At 48.8% G+C, this 14,797-nt stretch carries 9 protein-coding genes and 1 pseudogene; 6 read left to right on the forward strand and 4 right to left on the reverse strand.

The window, feature by feature from the left end; translation table 11 throughout:
- Nucleotides 1-15 precede the first annotated feature (15 nt).
- On the reverse strand, nucleotides 16-789 hold the full coding sequence (locus BHV83_RS07885) for an EFR1 family ferrodoxin (RefSeq protein WP_122205755.1): 774 nt from the start codon (nucleotides 787-789) through the stop codon (nucleotides 16-18).
- A 213-nt stretch (nucleotides 790-1,002) separates the two neighbouring features.
- On the opposite strand from BHV83_RS07885, the gene BHV83_RS07890 reads away from it, so the two are divergent.
- The 3 genes from BHV83_RS07890 to BHV83_RS07900 all read left to right on the forward strand — a co-directional run bounded on the left by BHV83_RS07890 (nucleotide 1,003) and on the right by BHV83_RS07900 (nucleotide 6,255).
- On the forward strand, nucleotides 1,003-2,547 hold the full coding sequence (locus BHV83_RS07890) for a M28 family metallopeptidase (RefSeq protein WP_122205756.1): 1,545 nt from the start codon (nucleotides 1,003-1,005) through the stop codon (nucleotides 2,545-2,547).
- A gap of 133 nt (nucleotides 2,548-2,680) precedes the next feature.
- Nucleotides 2,681-4,294, forward strand: coding sequence for an ABC-F family ATP-binding cassette domain-containing protein (locus BHV83_RS07895; RefSeq protein ID WP_122205757.1), 1,614 nt, complete (start codon nucleotides 2,681-2,683; stop codon nucleotides 4,292-4,294).
- A gap of 83 nt (nucleotides 4,295-4,377) precedes the next feature.
- Nucleotides 4,378-6,255, forward strand: a complete 1,878-nt coding sequence (locus BHV83_RS07900; RefSeq protein WP_122204383.1) for an LTA synthase family protein — start codon at nucleotides 4,378-4,380, stop codon at nucleotides 6,253-6,255.
- Between the two features lie 76 nt (nucleotides 6,256-6,331).
- On the opposite strand, the gene BHV83_RS07905 is transcribed toward BHV83_RS07900, so the two are convergent.
- From BHV83_RS07905 to BHV83_RS07915, 3 genes are read right to left on the reverse strand one after another with little or no spacing between them, the layout of a single operon-like run.
- Nucleotides 6,332-6,808 (reverse strand): toxin-antitoxin system YwqK family antitoxin, encoded by a 477-nt coding sequence (locus BHV83_RS07905; RefSeq protein ID WP_005641198.1) that lies wholly within the window; start codon nucleotides 6,806-6,808, stop codon nucleotides 6,332-6,334.
- A gap of 4 nt (nucleotides 6,809-6,812) precedes the next feature.
- The gene (locus tag BHV83_RS07910; protein ID WP_122122742.1) at nucleotides 6,813-8,453 is read right to left on the reverse strand and encodes a beta-helix domain-containing protein; all 1,641 of its coding nucleotides are present in this window, start codon (nucleotides 8,451-8,453) and stop codon (nucleotides 6,813-6,815) included.
- 44 nt (nucleotides 8,454-8,497) lie between these two features.
- Nucleotides 8,498-11,296 (reverse strand): TonB-dependent receptor, encoded by a 2,799-nt coding sequence (locus tag BHV83_RS07915; RefSeq protein ID WP_286757270.1) that lies wholly within the window; start codon nucleotides 11,294-11,296, stop codon nucleotides 8,498-8,500.
- 409 nt (nucleotides 11,297-11,705) lie between these two features.
- On the opposite strand from BHV83_RS07915, the gene BHV83_RS07920 reads away from it, so the two are divergent.
- The 3 genes and pseudogenes from BHV83_RS07920 to BHV83_RS07930 all read left to right on the forward strand — a co-directional run.
- A complete protein-coding gene (locus tag BHV83_RS07920; RefSeq protein ID WP_122205758.1) occupies nucleotides 11,706-12,881 on the forward strand; it encodes an AraC family transcriptional regulator in 1,176 nt (391 codons plus the stop codon).
- 190 nt (nucleotides 12,882-13,071) lie between these two features.
- Nucleotides 13,072-13,842 carry a DNA-binding domain-containing protein gene (locus tag BHV83_RS07925; RefSeq protein WP_022322062.1) on the forward strand — a complete coding sequence of 257 codons (771 nt, stop codon included), beginning with the start codon at nucleotides 13,072-13,074 and terminating at the stop codon, nucleotides 13,840-13,842.
- 155 nt (nucleotides 13,843-13,997) lie between these two features.
- Nucleotides 13,998-14,797, forward strand: a pseudogene (locus tag BHV83_RS07930) (InlB B-repeat-containing protein); the annotation flags it as partial.

Raw genomic sequence — 14,797 nt, forward strand, 5'->3', positions numbered from 1 at the left:
TATCTGTTTCGTTTATTATTTAATCTCAGGGTGATGATATCGCCCTTTTTTCAGCGTTCCCTTTCCATATTCGATCGCACGAACCGGACAGCGGTGGATGCAAGCGACACACTGCACACAGGTATCCGTCCAAACAGGCTTCCCTGCCTGCATGCTGATCGTTCCGGTCGGACAAATCCGTTCACATAACCCACAGGAAATACAAGCATCCGTCACCCGGAAAGAATTACTTCCGATAGCCAGATGGGCAAAAAGAGGATAAATCCAGTAGCTTTTCAAACCGGGCATGCTTCCTGTATGATACAAAGCGTCCTGCCCATGCTCCCGGATCGCTTCGATAATCTCGGCCACACGTGCCGGGGCATCCTGCAGTTTCCGTTCCTCCACATCTTTGTCGTCTACATCGAAACCAGGCAGCAAGATATAGTTGTTCGGCATAATGACAGAGTATGCTGCCGTTAGCGATATCGCTCTTTTTTCCAAAGCTTTCCCGATCAGTCGATCTGTATATCCGCATTCATCTCCACAGGTAGAAATGGAATAGACCGATTGTCCAGTATATCCGTTTAAAGTCAGACGAGAGATGAAATGGGTAACAGACACTGCCGGTCCCCAGGAATGCACAGGATAGACAAACAATATCTTTTCATCCGGACGAACCGGATAGACCCAACCATCCTTTTCCTTATGCAGTTCATCTGCAATTGAAACCAACGGTTCTCCCAGCGCCTCACTCAGAGCCTTTGCCACCCAAAGAGAGTTTCCAGTTCCAGTAAAGTAAAATATCATATTCCTATTTCTGTTTCAAATACAAAAGTAAGTATAATCTAAGAATACACCTCGCATTTACCTTATTAAGAAACCTAAACGGCAACGTGATGAAGATAACAATGGGACCTTACACACGTTGTCATTCCTGCCTGAAGCCTACTTTTACCTTTGCGGAGATTTGGAGCAGACGCTTTTTATATCTTAATTTGCATTACCATAAAAACACACAATATGAAACGGACTTTACTTATTTGGGCTTCGATGGCTTGCATGACTGTTCATTCGGTCATGGCACAGGACGCAGCTGTAAACAAAATCATCGAAATCGGTCAAACGGATAATCAAGTGATGGATCATTTAGATGTACTCACCAACCGCATCGGCGGCCGTGTGATCGGCTCGAACGCATACGATAATGCAGTTGAATGGGTTGCCTCGAAATTTACGGAATGGGGACTGGAAGTAGAACTACAAGAGGCCGGCACGCTGCCGGTCGGCTTCAACCGAGGACCGTGGTTCGGCAAACTGTTGGGAGAAAACGGGATGGAACTGCATTTCGTCACTCCCTCCTACACCGCCGGAACAAAGGGTGTACAACGCGGACATGTCTTACAGGAACCGCTTACCCAAAGCGAGTTCGACCGCATGAAAGGACAACTAAAAGGGGCTTGGGTGCTGATCAACGGGAAGAATGTCGGCTGGCCGGTCGACCGTTCCGCCAAAGGCGACTCCATCCGTGCCGCCATCATTTCCGAAAACAACGAAACGGCCAAAAAGAACCGCCAGATCATGGAGGATAACTGGCGCAACAATACCGACAACCCGCTGCTGCCATTGAAAGAGGATGTCCCGGCCTTGTTCTACAAACAGATGTGCGAAGCCGGCGTATTGGGTTTTATCCAATCGGCCACCGTCCCTTTGCGTGCCCTCTATGACAAGGCTGTCATGCACGATCCGACTTTCACCTTCGATAACCTACCGGAAGTTTGCGACATCAAGTTGGACGAACACCAATATGCTACCATCAAACAGATGGTAAAGGAACGCCGTACCTTTTTCCTCGAATTCGATATCCGCAACCATTTCCGTATGGGGCCGGTAAAATACTATAATGTGATCGGTAAGATCAAAGGCTCCAAATACCCAGATGAGTATGTGATGGCGAGTGGTCATCTGGATGCGTTCGACGTGGCGACAGGTGGCGTGGACTGCGGTTCCGGCGTCACTCCGGTGATGGAAGCGGCCCGCATGATCATGAAATCCGGTGCGAAGCCTAAACGGACGATGTTATTCTGTGCTTTTGCTGGCGAAGAATTCGGATTGTTAGGTTCTACAGCCTGGGTGAAAGCCAATAAAGATAAATTAGATAAAATCTCCAACTTGTTCAACCGCGACGGAGGCCCGACACCTCCCGTCGGACTCAATGTTCCGAAAGCGATGTATCAGGACTTCGTGAAGATATGCGCGCCCGTCAAGAAGATCCATCCCGACTATCCGTTCGAAGTGAAAGAAGCCGGCCCATTCACCAAACCTGCCAAACCTGCCGGTACGGATGCATCCGTTTTTGCTGTCGAAGCAGTCCCGGCCATCGCCTTCAACGAAAAGGACATCAAAGGATACAACTTCAACTACGGTGAGATCTGGCACACCGAACGCGACACTTACAGCAAAAGCATCCCGGAATATCAGGAACATGCCGCTACAGTAATGGCGATCGTGACGCTGGGAGTAGCCAACTTGGAACATCTGCTGTCAAGAGAAGGATTGTATAAATAAAACTTCAGAAAGGAATAACAAACCCATAGCTTTACAGAAGCTAACCCTATGCGTTAGTATCCATAAAGCTATGGGTTTGCGATATTTTTCGTACCTTTGCCCATTCAAAAGCAAATTAATAGGTATATAAGATATGATAACGGTTAACAATCTGGACGTACAGTTCGGAAAACGTATCCTGTTTCAGGATGTCAATATGAAGTTCACGCCGGGCAACTGCTACGGTATCATCGGGGCTAACGGCGCCGGTAAATCAACATTCCTCCGTGTTATCAGCAAACAGCTGGATCCTACACGCGGAACAGTGTCTTTAGGACCGGGTGAACGCCTTTCCGTATTGAGTCAGGACCACTTCGCATTTGATGAATACACCGTAATGGACACAGTGTTGATGGGACACACCACCCTTTGGGAGGTGATGAGCGAGAAAAACGCCCTGTATGCAAAACCTGATTTCAGCGATGCCGACGGTATCCGCGTATCGGAACTGGAAGAGAAGTTCGCCGAGATGGAAGGCTGGAATGCCGAAAGTGATGCCGCCGCCCTGTTGAGCGGCTTGGGTATCGCGGAAGAATTCCACTACACGCTGATGAAAGACATGAGCGGTAAGCAGAAAGTACGTGTCCTGCTGGCACGCGCCCTCTTCGGACAGCCTGATAACCTGTTGCTGGACGAGCCGACCAACGACCTCGACCTTGAAACCGTCATGTGGCTTGAAAACTATCTGGCGAACTTCGAACACACCGTGTTGGTTGTCAGCCACGACCGTCACTTCCTCGACTCTGTCTGTACGCATACGGTAGATATCGACTTCGGTAAACTGCAGATGTTCGCCGGAAACTATAGCTTCTGGTACGAATCCAGCCAGTTAGCACTCCGCCAGCAGCAGAACCAGAATAAGAAAGCGGAAGAAAAGAAGAAAGAATTGGAAGAGTTCATCCGCCGTTTCAGTGCCAACGTAGCGAAGTCTAAACAGACGACCAGCCGCAAGAAGATGTTGGAGAAACTGAACATCGAAGAGATCAAGCCTTCTTCACGACGCTATCCGGGTATCCTGTTCACGCCCAACCGCGAACCGGGCAACCAGATATTGGAAGTAAAGGGGCTGACAAAGTCCATCGACGGGAAAGTCCTTTTCCAGGACCTCAACTTCAACGTGGAGAAAGACGACAAGATCGTATTCATCAGTCACGACCCGCGTGCGATGACCGCCCTTTTCCAAATCATCAACGGAGAAGAAAAGGCCGATGCCGGAACGTTCCAATGGGGACAAACCATCACGACGACCTATCTGCCGCTCGACAACTCCAAGTATTTCAACTCGGATTATAACCTGATCGACTGGCTGAGCCAGTTCTCGCCCGACACGAACGAGGTCTTCCTGAAAGGCTTCCTCGGACGTATGCTGTTTTCCGGCGAAGAGCTGTTGAAGAAAGTGAGTGTACTTTCCGGAGGTGAAAAGATGCGTTGTATGATCTCCCGCATGATGTTGACGGATGCCAACTGTATCATCCTCGACACGCCGACCAACCATCTGGATTTGGAATCCATCCAAGCATTCAACAACACATTGCAGTCATTCAAAGGAAACATCCTGTTCTCCAGCCATGACCACGAGTTCATCCAGACGGTTGCCAATCGCATCATCGAGCTGACTCCGAACGGCATCATCGACCGTATAATGGAATACGACGATTATATTACCGATCCGATGGTTGCCGAGCTGAGAGAAAAGCTTTATAAATAAACAAGCATCGATAACTTTCCAGAAGAAAAACCAGATATGTGGATGACATATATCTGGTTCTTTCTCTGATACCTTCCCTGTATATGAAAAAAAGAATCCTCTTCCTCCTTACCCTATATTTCATGTGGTTACCATTATTGGCAATCCAGAAGCCTGTGTTTATGCTGTACCACCATGCCTTAGCGAGCGGATGTTCGCTAATCGATTACCTTAAGGTAATTACACACGGGTTACTGTTGGACTGTACGATAGCCGGCTATCTGACGGCGTTACCTTTGCTGATGACGTTAGTTTCGGTATGGTTGCCGGGGTCTTTTTACAGGAAACTGCTGAAAGGATATTTCGGAATCATGGCGGTATTGATCGCAGCGATCTTTTCCGTGGATGTGGCTTTATACGGCTACTGGGGATTCAGGCTGGATGCGACTCTTTTCTTCTATCTTCAATCACCCGGTGATGCGATGGCAAGCGTACCGCTGGGACAGTTCTTCGCCCAGTTACTGATGTTTGCCGTATATGCTTTCGGGATATATTGGACGTTGAAAAGGTTTATCGTTCCGCTCTTCCCTAAAACACTGGTGCGGAAACGGTTGGGCGGAAGCCTTATCATTATCCTGTCAGGAGGGATACTCTTCATTCCGATACGAGGAGGCGTAACGACTTCGACGGCGAACGTGGGGATGGTATATTTCAGCCAAAACCAATTCCTCAACCATTCGGCAATCAATCCTTGTTTCAGCCTGATCGCTTCACTTAGCAAGCAACAGGATTTTGCGGCACAGTTCAATTTTTTCCCGGAAGAGGAAAGGAAGGAGGTAATGGATACTTTGTCTCCGCACTCGATGCGGGGACGCAAAGGGACGAATCCCGCAGATGCAGATTTACAGCAAAAGCCTCTGCAATCCCTTCTCAATACCTCACGACCGAATATATTGATTATCCTGATGGAAAGTTTCTCGGCAAACGCGATCGGAGCGGTCGGCGGAGATTCCATCATCACGCCTAACCTGAACCGATTGAGTCGGGAAGGAGTACTTTTCACAAACATGTATGCCAATTCGTTCCGGACAGACAGAGGAATCGTTTCGGTGTTGAACGGATATTTGGCACAGCCGACCACTTCCATCATGAAGTATCCGGCAAAAAGCCAAACACTCCCCTCTATCGCCAAAACTCTGACAAACGAAGGATATGTTGCCGACATGCTGTACGGAGGCGATATCAACTTTACCAATATGCAGAGTTATTTCTTCAGTTCCGGTTACAGCCGGATCACGGCAGACCGTGACTTTCCGCTCACCAGCCGCTTGAGTAAATGGGGAGCGAACGACGATATTACGTTCCGCCACCTGTACGAAGACATCAAAAACCGGGACAACCAAGCTCCCTGGCTCAGCACTTTCCTGACGTTAAGCAGCCATGAGCCGTTTGAAGTTCCCTACCACCGGTTGGACGAAATGGGGCTGTATCCGAACTCGGTTGCTTTCACGGACAGTTGTATCGGCAACTTCATAGACAAATTGAAAGAATTGCCTGTATGGAAAAACACGCTGGTTATTTTCGTTTCCGACCACGGATATCCTTATCCGAAAGATGTGGTCAACTATGAACCTCGCCGCTACCATATTCCGATGCTTTGGGTCGGCGGTGCGGTGAAAGAACCTGTCGTGATTGACAAATTAGCCAATCAGACGGATCTTGCCGCCACCCTATTGAACCAGTTAGGGATCGATCACGACACTTTCACTTTCAGCCGGAACATCCTAAGTCCCGATTATCCGGAATATGCATTCTATACTTATTCTAACGGATTCGGGTTTATCGACAGCACCGGTATATCCGTCTATGACAACGAAGGGAACAAACCTCTGATCGAAGCCCCCCGAAAAGGCAGTGACTTGCGACTCCGCAAAGGAAAGGCACTCTTGCAAACCTTGTATGACGATTTAGGGAACCGATAGCCTTTTTATTGCATTCTGCATAAGTTTTGCAGGAATACTGCAATGCCTACGCAGAATGCAATGGTGATCCCCACGCTTACTCCTCTTGCTTCTCTTCCGTCAACAGCTTGCCATCATCATCCCAAGTACGCCAAATGCCGCTTTTCCTTCCTTTAGCATAAAACATTTCGAAACGAAGAATGCCTTTATCGTTCCACACCCGCCAAGGTCCGTCTTTTTGCCCATCTTTATAGGAAGCAATACCGGTCAGTTGCCCGGCTTCGTTATAAGTACGCCATTCTCCATGAAAAATGCCGTGATAGTAAGAACGGACTTCCGCAATCTTTCCATCAGGATAGTAAATCACATAAGTTCCTTCGGGACGGCCGTCTTTGAGGAAAAGCTCCATCTTCAACATACCATCATCGTAAAACTCGGTATAGCGGCCAGTGTAAGGAGTTGTTTGAGACTCGTCCGTATAATACTGGCCTTCACTAAGGAACAAGTCCTGCGCCTGGATTGCCAGGGCAGAACTTGCCAATAATGTTGATGTCAATAATAATCTCTTTATCATCTTTTTAATATTCAGTGTTCTGAGGATCCCAGTTCGTCCAACCGGCTGTCCAATCGTTTGTTCCATCAAAAGCTCCTTTGTAAGTTACTTTTTCAAAGAAGCTGTTATTCAAGACTTCATCAACAAATTCGGCTCCTTGTACGGCAGAAGCAACGACAGAAGAATAGTCACCGTCTTTTGAAATAATTTCGTTGGTGGTTGCCAAAGTAGTATTGTTACCAGCGCGGTTGAAGAAGTTCTCGCTTACCTTTTCGTCATCGTAGAAGTTCTTCCACATACCGGCAAAGATTACATTCTTAACGGCGATACCATCATTTGCCGTACCTTTCTTATCCGTTGCACGAAGTCCGTAAGGCCATCCCGTGAATACGGAGTTGTAGACATTCAAACTCGAATTACGGCGCAGGTGCATGGCAGCCTGGAATTTACCTCCTTTGGCTCCATTAGCGGCATCGGCTGTCTTTGCTTCAACCTCGGCTTGTGTCATATCAGAAACCTTTCCATAGAACGGACCGATCAAAGTCACGTTGGAGAAGACAGGCTTCGTAAGCGGGGTATTGGAAGAACCACTTGCATCATTATCGGATTCGAAGCCGTTAGAGTCGGAAGTATCAGCGATGTCCTTGTCACGCACACTCAACAGAAACTGCAAGTTACCCGTATAGCCGTAATCGGTATCGAAATCATCGTCCCAACCTTTGTAAGCAACCAAATGCTTAGCATTGACCGTTCCACCGAACCATTCATACGAATCGTCATTAGAATAAGACACCTGTACGAACTCCACTTCCGTACCACTACCGACACCACCGAATGTCAGACCGTTGATCTCCTTGTCGGGTTCCAAAGGATAGCCAGCAAATTCAATACGGACATATTTCAACTTACCAGAGCTTTCACCATTAAATTCATCGGAGGTCGTGTTACCATATTCCGTTCCGGGTCCACCCTCGATAACCGGTCTTTTTGTCTGGTTTACACGAGCATTACCGCAGATAATCAAACCTCCCCAGTCTCCCGTCGCACGCTTGCCCGGTTCTTTATCGGAAGTAAAGACGATCGGTTTGTCAACCGTACCTTCAGCCATGATCTTCGCACCCGGTTCGATAATCAAAGAGGCAGCCTTTTCACCGGAAGAAACAGATATACCCTTGATGACCGTTCCTGCTTCGATTGTCAACGTAGCACCCGGTTTTACATAGACAAAGCCTTTCATATAGTTCTTATCAGCAGCATTCAGCGTAAGATCGGATGTTATCTCTCCCTCCAAGATCACTTCTTTGGAAGACGGAGCATCATTAGAAACAGTCACAGCACAAGTTGCCGTCTTATTGCCATCTTTTGTCGTAGCGGTGATCGTAGCAGTACCCTCGGTAACCCCTGTCACCTTACCGGCATCTACTGTTGCCACCTTTTCATCGGAGGAACTCCATGTTATCGTTTTATCCGTTGCATCGTCCGGAGTAATGGTGGCAGACAATGTCACGGACTCGCCAACCTTGACAGTTGCAGTCGTAGGACTTACGGCAACAGCCGATACAGCTATAGAGCCATCAGGCTTGTCATCATCACTACAAGATACAGTTCCAAACATAACGGCCAACGCACATACAGAGGCCAAACCTTTCAATAGAAATCTGTTCATAATAAAAACATTTTGTTTGTAATAGAGATATATTCTAATTCACTTTAAAACTTGAGGGAAACACCGACATTAATATCCACTCCCGGACGGTAGCTGCGTACCAACTGTTCACGTTCACGCTTGCCGCCGTTCTGGTCCGTCAACTTCACGAACTGTTTGTATTCGATTTTAGAGTTCAGCATATCCTGAATCCCAGCTTTGATCTCGACAGCTTTGCCGATCTTCTTCGAAAAAGTCAAATCCAGGGAATTACGAGGCATCTCATATATGTCGGGAATATCTTCATTCTGGTCCTGCATCGGGACACCGACCGACTCGATGCGCTTCCCGATACGGTTGTAAAGTAGCGAAGCGGAGATTCCCTTGTCATCGTGCTGATAAAACAGACCGGCATTCACCAGATAAGGAGATTGCCCCGCCAATGGCCGGTCACGCTCAGGCGCTCCTTCCTCAAAGCGGACACGGCTATGGATATAGGCGGCATTACAGACCAAGCTCAACCCTCTTAATCCGATAAAGTCAAGGCTTTTCTTCATATCCAACTCAATGCCGAACGTCTCGGCATTCTTCGCATTGTGATAGGTATATTGTAAACCGGAACCCGCCTCGTTATAGGTTTCCTCGATCGGATCCTTGAACCGTTTGTAGAATGCACCGACTGTTATCATCTCGCCGGATGCCGGATAGAATTCATAACGCACCTCCAGATTGTCCGCATAAGCATTCTTCAATTCGGTATTACCGACTATATTCGCATCCCGCTCGAAATTAAAATACACATATGGTACTACCTCACGGAACTCCGGCCGGTTGACCGAACGGCCGTAAGCAGCACGCACAAGGTGTTTCGCAGACAGGTTGTAAGAGATATTGACGGAAGGGAAAAAATCGCTCGTCCGGTTATCCAAGTGAACAGGAGTCGTACCGTCTGAACTGTAACCATCCATTTTAAGGTTATAATATTCCATACGGACACCGATATTGGCATTCAGCGCCTCCCCGTAGTTCAACTTGGCAGAGACATAAGCGGCTCCCAAGATATTTTCGGAAGTATAGGAGTCACTGTTCGTCGTCGTCTCACGCATCCATATCCGGTCTGCCGAAATGTTCTCATCACAGAACAGCCCCGTATAATCCCAATCGGCATACCGGTCATACCCTTTACCTAACAGATTGTAACCGAATCGGCGAGCATCGAACGTACGACTCTTATATTCTCCATAGACACCACCGTCAAGAACAGGGGCGAACTTGTCGGAGACAGTGAACTTATGTTCATAATTGGCAGCGAGCGAAACACCGTGATCCTTCAAGTCCTGGTAATAGCGCATCGGATCGGAGACGTAATAATTCGGTAAGTCCGTCTTCGTCTCGTCGAGGATGGAATTGACGATCTTGCGGTCCGGTTCCCGATAGGCAGCAAAAGCATAGCCGGCAGTCCAGTCCACTTTGTTGATATCCTCCTGTAACGTATGCGTGCCGCCAAGTTGCCCTGAATAGGTCGTACGTCCGGTATAAAGGGATTCCCACTTGCGGATCGCCTTGTCAGAATAATAGTTCATCCCTTCCCTCTGTGTCAAGGCGGAAACACCACGCTGGCTAAAAAAGTTACGAAACTCGTATTTATGATCGCCTTTCATAAACGACCAGTTGAATAAGGCTCCTAACTTGGAGGTATTCTTATAGCGGACATCGTTGTACTCAAAGCGCGGACGTGAGAGATCGTTCGCCACATCATAGGCGATATAGTTATTATTCACCGTCTCCGAATAATCGTAACCGGTACTCCAGTTCACATTCGCAATATTCCCGATCTTCCAGTCACCTGCATCGAAGGAGCGGTGTGAAGTGAGCGAAATCTTTTGGTCCGGAATAGCCGTGAACCTGTTGATTCCCCACCTCTGGTTGATCCGCCGTGTAAAGGCAGCGGCTTCCTCTGTCGAATAATCCCCTAAATGAGAAGGGAAAGAAGAGGGCAAACTCCGCACCCCGGCCCCAAATCCGAGATAGTCCTTCCAACTCCCGTCCGTCAGCTGGAAACTCCGGAAAGTAGCATTCGTATTAAATCCCATCTGGTAAGATACGTTGAAGGTATTCCCGTCCGGTATATTCTTGGTCATCACTTGCACGAAACCACCGGAGAAATCGGCCGGCAGCTCGGCAGACGGACTCTTATAGACCATCATATTGTCGATCAGCGAAGAAGGAAGCACATCGAACGAGAATGCCCGGCTGTCCGTCTCGCTCGAAGGAGTGGTCGCCTCGTTCAGCCATACATTATTATATCGTTGCGCCAGCCCCCGGACCACCACAAAACGGTCATCCACGATCGTAAGCCCCGGAATACGGCGCAACACCTCGGCGGCATCACTGTCCTGTGTCTTGCCGATCTGTTGGGCTGAAATACCGCTTACGACCGGTAGGCTTTTCCGTACCGTATTGATAATGGCGGTTTCCGTTCCCAACTTTCGTTGTGCCACGACCACCACATTCTGAAGTTGCAGGTCGGCATCGGATAGTTCGATTCTCAGCACCGACTCCTGATGGGCTTTCACCACGACATCACGAACGGTTTCCGATTTATAAGAGACATAAGAAGCGACAATCGTATATTTTCCCGGTTTGACATTCTCTATACGGAAGTTTCCCTCCACGTCGGCAATGGCCCCCACCGTAGTCCCTTCGATCACGACCGAAGCACCGATCAACGCATCTTTGAATTTGGCATCCGACACCGTTCCGCAAATAACGCCTGTCTGCGCCCAGGCAGACAACGAAAGAAAACTCCCCAACAACAAAAGAAAGAACCTCTTCACATTGCCTGTTTCACACTTGTTTCCCATTCCTTATTACTTGTTACATTTATTTGCCGGCAAAAGTAGAAGAGACGTATTGCAAGAAGATGTAAACAGAATTACATTGTAAAAACGATTATTACAATCCGTTGACAACAAAAAGAAAGCAACCATTTGACAAAGCGACCACCCATAGCAGATTTTACGAGAAAAAAGGCTGCTAAGAAACTATTTATAGTATCTTTGGAAACAATTAAATAAACAATATACGATGAACTAGGTCATGCGCAAACTCCCAATCGGAATACAAACCAGCCTCCACAGGTTCGGCAAAAGAAGCCTCATCCCCTACCAAAGTGACAGACGTGACATCGTCAAAGTCTGCATGGAATTTGCCGAAGAACAGAATATCACAAGATGGCTATGTGAATAACAAAACTATCACAACGACCGCAGAATGGACATACACACTTTATACATCATCGCTTATGCCACCAGCACCACTTCCTGCCTGGGCAGTTGCGCCATCCTGCTGTTCTTGAACTACGGCAATATCGAGACAAACCCTGTTTACCTGAAGGCACGGCGGATCCTCGCATTTGCGACCTTCCTCGTGGCCATCGGTCTCCTCATCTCGCTTACCACCAGAAAATGGCAACCCGTCGGATGGGATATCGCCTCGTTTCCCGTCACCCTGATCGCCTCCTCGCAAACCCTGCTGTTCACATTCTCACTGATCCTGCTGTTCAACGAACAGTATGCCACCCGGCAGCGGATCCTGCTGCACGCAACTCCTTCCCTCCTCTTCACCCTGGCCTACGCCGGAGCATGCCTGATCTGGAAAGACCACCCCGTCTATGCTTACTCGGAATGGAAGTCACTGGTCACGAATCCGCCTTCCCTGATCCGCACGCTCTATCTGCTTGCCTACATCATCCAGTCAGGCATCTATGCAAAACTATTCCTGCACGAACGACATACTTACCTCTCCCTCTTGGGAGGAGTGAAGACAGAAGACAGGTGGCTCAAACTCGGACAGGTGACAAGCGCGTTCTTCCTTGCGTCAGGCATCGGCCTTTGTACGCTGAGCCTCGCCTTGAATCCTTACCTGCCTCACGAAATCACCGTGACCTTCCTATTCACCGTTTTCTATTTCGCCTTCGGAATCTTCTACGCAAACTTCAGTTCCACCTATCGGGATGTCCGAACCCGCATCCGTGAACAGAACTCAGCCTTTTCTCCTCCCGCCGGAGCGGACATGGAAGAATTGATCTGCTACCTCCAACCGGATGACGACAACAACCGTCTCTTCAAGGACATAGAAGCCTATTTTCAGAAAGAGCAGCCCTATCTGGACCCTGACTTCAGGATATCCGACCTGCCCAGGACCATCGGTGCAAACCCACACAAGCTCTCGACCGCTGTCGGCCGTGCCACCGGGCTGACGGTCCAAGACTACGTACTCCGCCTCCGCATCGGCCACTCCGCAGACCTGCTGCTACTGCCCGAAAACGCCGAGCGCACGATCGAGGACATCGCTTTCTCGTCCGGTTTCCAGTCTACAAGCACCTACAACCGGAATTTCCTGAAACTGATGAAAACAACCCCTTCCCGGTTCCGGAGCCGCACATGACAGGAATACCCCCGCCCTCCCGAGAGGAACACCCCTGTCCGCCCGACGGACAAAACTACATCATACTCATCATTGCTGATTTCGGGCACAACTTTACGGATTTTGGGCATCCTTTCTGTCCTTCTCTCCCCATCTTTGCCTCCAAACGGTTAACGCCCGGCCAACCACCGGGCACTTAAACATTGGAATCATGACCAACGAAGAAGAACAGATCACTCTCAACATCGATCTCTACGACAACATCATGACGGAGAAGGAAGGCGACTACACCGGCCGCCCTCGTATCACCGGCACTCTGTACAACAAACAGATAGCCGCCCGTATCGTGAAAGCAGGTACGGAGTACAAACAGGAAAGCATCGAGTATATCCTCGATCGTGCCGACAAAGCGAAAGTAGAAGCCATCGCCGAAGGTAAGAGCGTAATAGACGGCGTCGGGCAATACCTCGTCACCGCACGCGGCTCGTTTATCGGTGAAAACGCGCAGTTCGATCCTGTCAAACATTCCTTAGGCGTTTCCTACACGCCCGGTCAGCTTCTGCGCAGCCAGCTGAAAAAAACCAAAGTCGTCTGCAATGGCACAGCCAAAACAGGTCCGGTCATCAATTCCATTACCGACAGCACGACCGGCAGCGTCAACGAGATCATCACCTCGGCAGGCCCCGCCGTGATCAGTTGCAGCAATGCCAAAGTGATAGGCGACGACCCGTCTGTCGGCGTCTTCCTGACCAAAGACGAAGAGGGTGCAGCTCCGATGAAATGCCCGGTCATCATCCGCAACGCCCCATCCGAACTCACCGTCATGCTCCCCGCCATCGAAACAAAGGTTCTGTACACGCTGAGCGTGACAACACAATACAGCAGCAGCAACAAGATGCTGAAAAACCCGCGCACCTACCGCTTCCCCATCCTCTTGAGCGACGGGAAAAGCAATGACGAGGAACGCCCCGGCGAACTCTGACAACAATGGAGACGTTTCCTTCGAGCCAAGGGAGAGGCTCCCTCGCCTCGAAGGAAACATCTCCACTACCTCCAAGTGAATCTCTCCCTTGCATCCAAAGGAGGCATTCATCAAATTGGATGCTTTTTTCATAACACCTAAATAACTACATACACATGAATAGAGATTTAAATATTAAAAGTACAATACGCCAGATTCTTGGCGTATTGATTAGTATCATGATACTAATGCCATTTACGGTATCCTCTCAAACCGTCACAACCACCATCGACTGCGCAAACGCTACAACAGACATAAACGGCAACGGATATCGTTGGGACCTCAGCAACAAGATACTGGCTCTTGACGGAATAGACCTAAGGACAAGTCAGATGATGGGCATAGAGCTTCCTCCCAATTCAACAATCACGCTACAAGGAGACAATTACATCGAAGGAGCAAGCAGGGCCATCCTCTTCAATATCGGTTCCACAGAGCAAGACCCAGGCGGAACCCTGACTATAAAGGGAGACGGGACCTTAACCCTGAACAGCACGAACACCCCCAGCGCCATTTTTAACGCAGGTACGAGCACGATCAAGAACAAAGCCATACTTGTGATAGAAAGCTCGACCGTCATCACAAACGGCCTGTCGGTAGGAGGCAATGCCAAAGACGAAAACGGAGAGTGGGGAAAAACGGGTGAAACAATCCTCAGGAACAATGCATGGTTGGATATCACTTGGGAAAAAACGACCAATCCTTCCGGTTTACCTCTCTACAACCACAACATAAAGGTGGAAAATTCCGTTCTGTTCTACAACTACCGTAACACCGGGACATTAGGATATTATGGTGAAGTATACGGAGACGTGACACTGTCAGGAGACTGCACCATCAAGAACGGACAGACGCTTTTCATCCCGACAGGCTGCTCGCTCACCGTAAACGGAACACTGGATAATCAAGGAACCAT

This window comes from Parabacteroides sp. merdae-related_45_40 (assembly GCF_001915675.1).

Coding starts and splice junctions, on each gene's coding strand:
- BHV83_RS07895 (WP_122205757.1), top strand. CDS start 2,681: ATGATAACGGTTAACAATCTGGACGTACAGTTCGGAAAACGTATCCTG.
- BHV83_RS07885 (WP_122205755.1), bottom strand. CDS start 789: ATGATATTTTACTTTACTGGAACTGGAAACTCTCTTTGGGTGGCAAAG.
- BHV83_RS07915 (WP_286757270.1), bottom strand. CDS start 11,296: ATGGGAAACAAGTGTGAAACAGGCAATGTGAAGAGGTTCTTTCTTTTG.
- BHV83_RS07920 (WP_122205758.1), top strand. CDS start 11,706: ATGGACATACACACTTTATACATCATCGCTTATGCCACCAGCACCACT.
- BHV83_RS07900 (WP_122204383.1), top strand. CDS start 4,378: ATGAAAAAAAGAATCCTCTTCCTCCTTACCCTATATTTCATGTGGTTA.
- BHV83_RS07905 (WP_005641198.1), bottom strand. CDS start 6,808: ATGATAAAGAGATTATTATTGACATCAACATTATTGGCAAGTTCTGCC.
- BHV83_RS07890 (WP_122205756.1), top strand. CDS start 1,003: ATGAAACGGACTTTACTTATTTGGGCTTCGATGGCTTGCATGACTGTT.
- BHV83_RS07910 (WP_122122742.1), bottom strand. CDS start 8,453: ATGAACAGATTTCTATTGAAAGGTTTGGCCTCTGTATGTGCGTTGGCC.
- BHV83_RS07925 (WP_022322062.1), top strand. CDS start 13,072: ATGACCAACGAAGAAGAACAGATCACTCTCAACATCGATCTCTACGAC.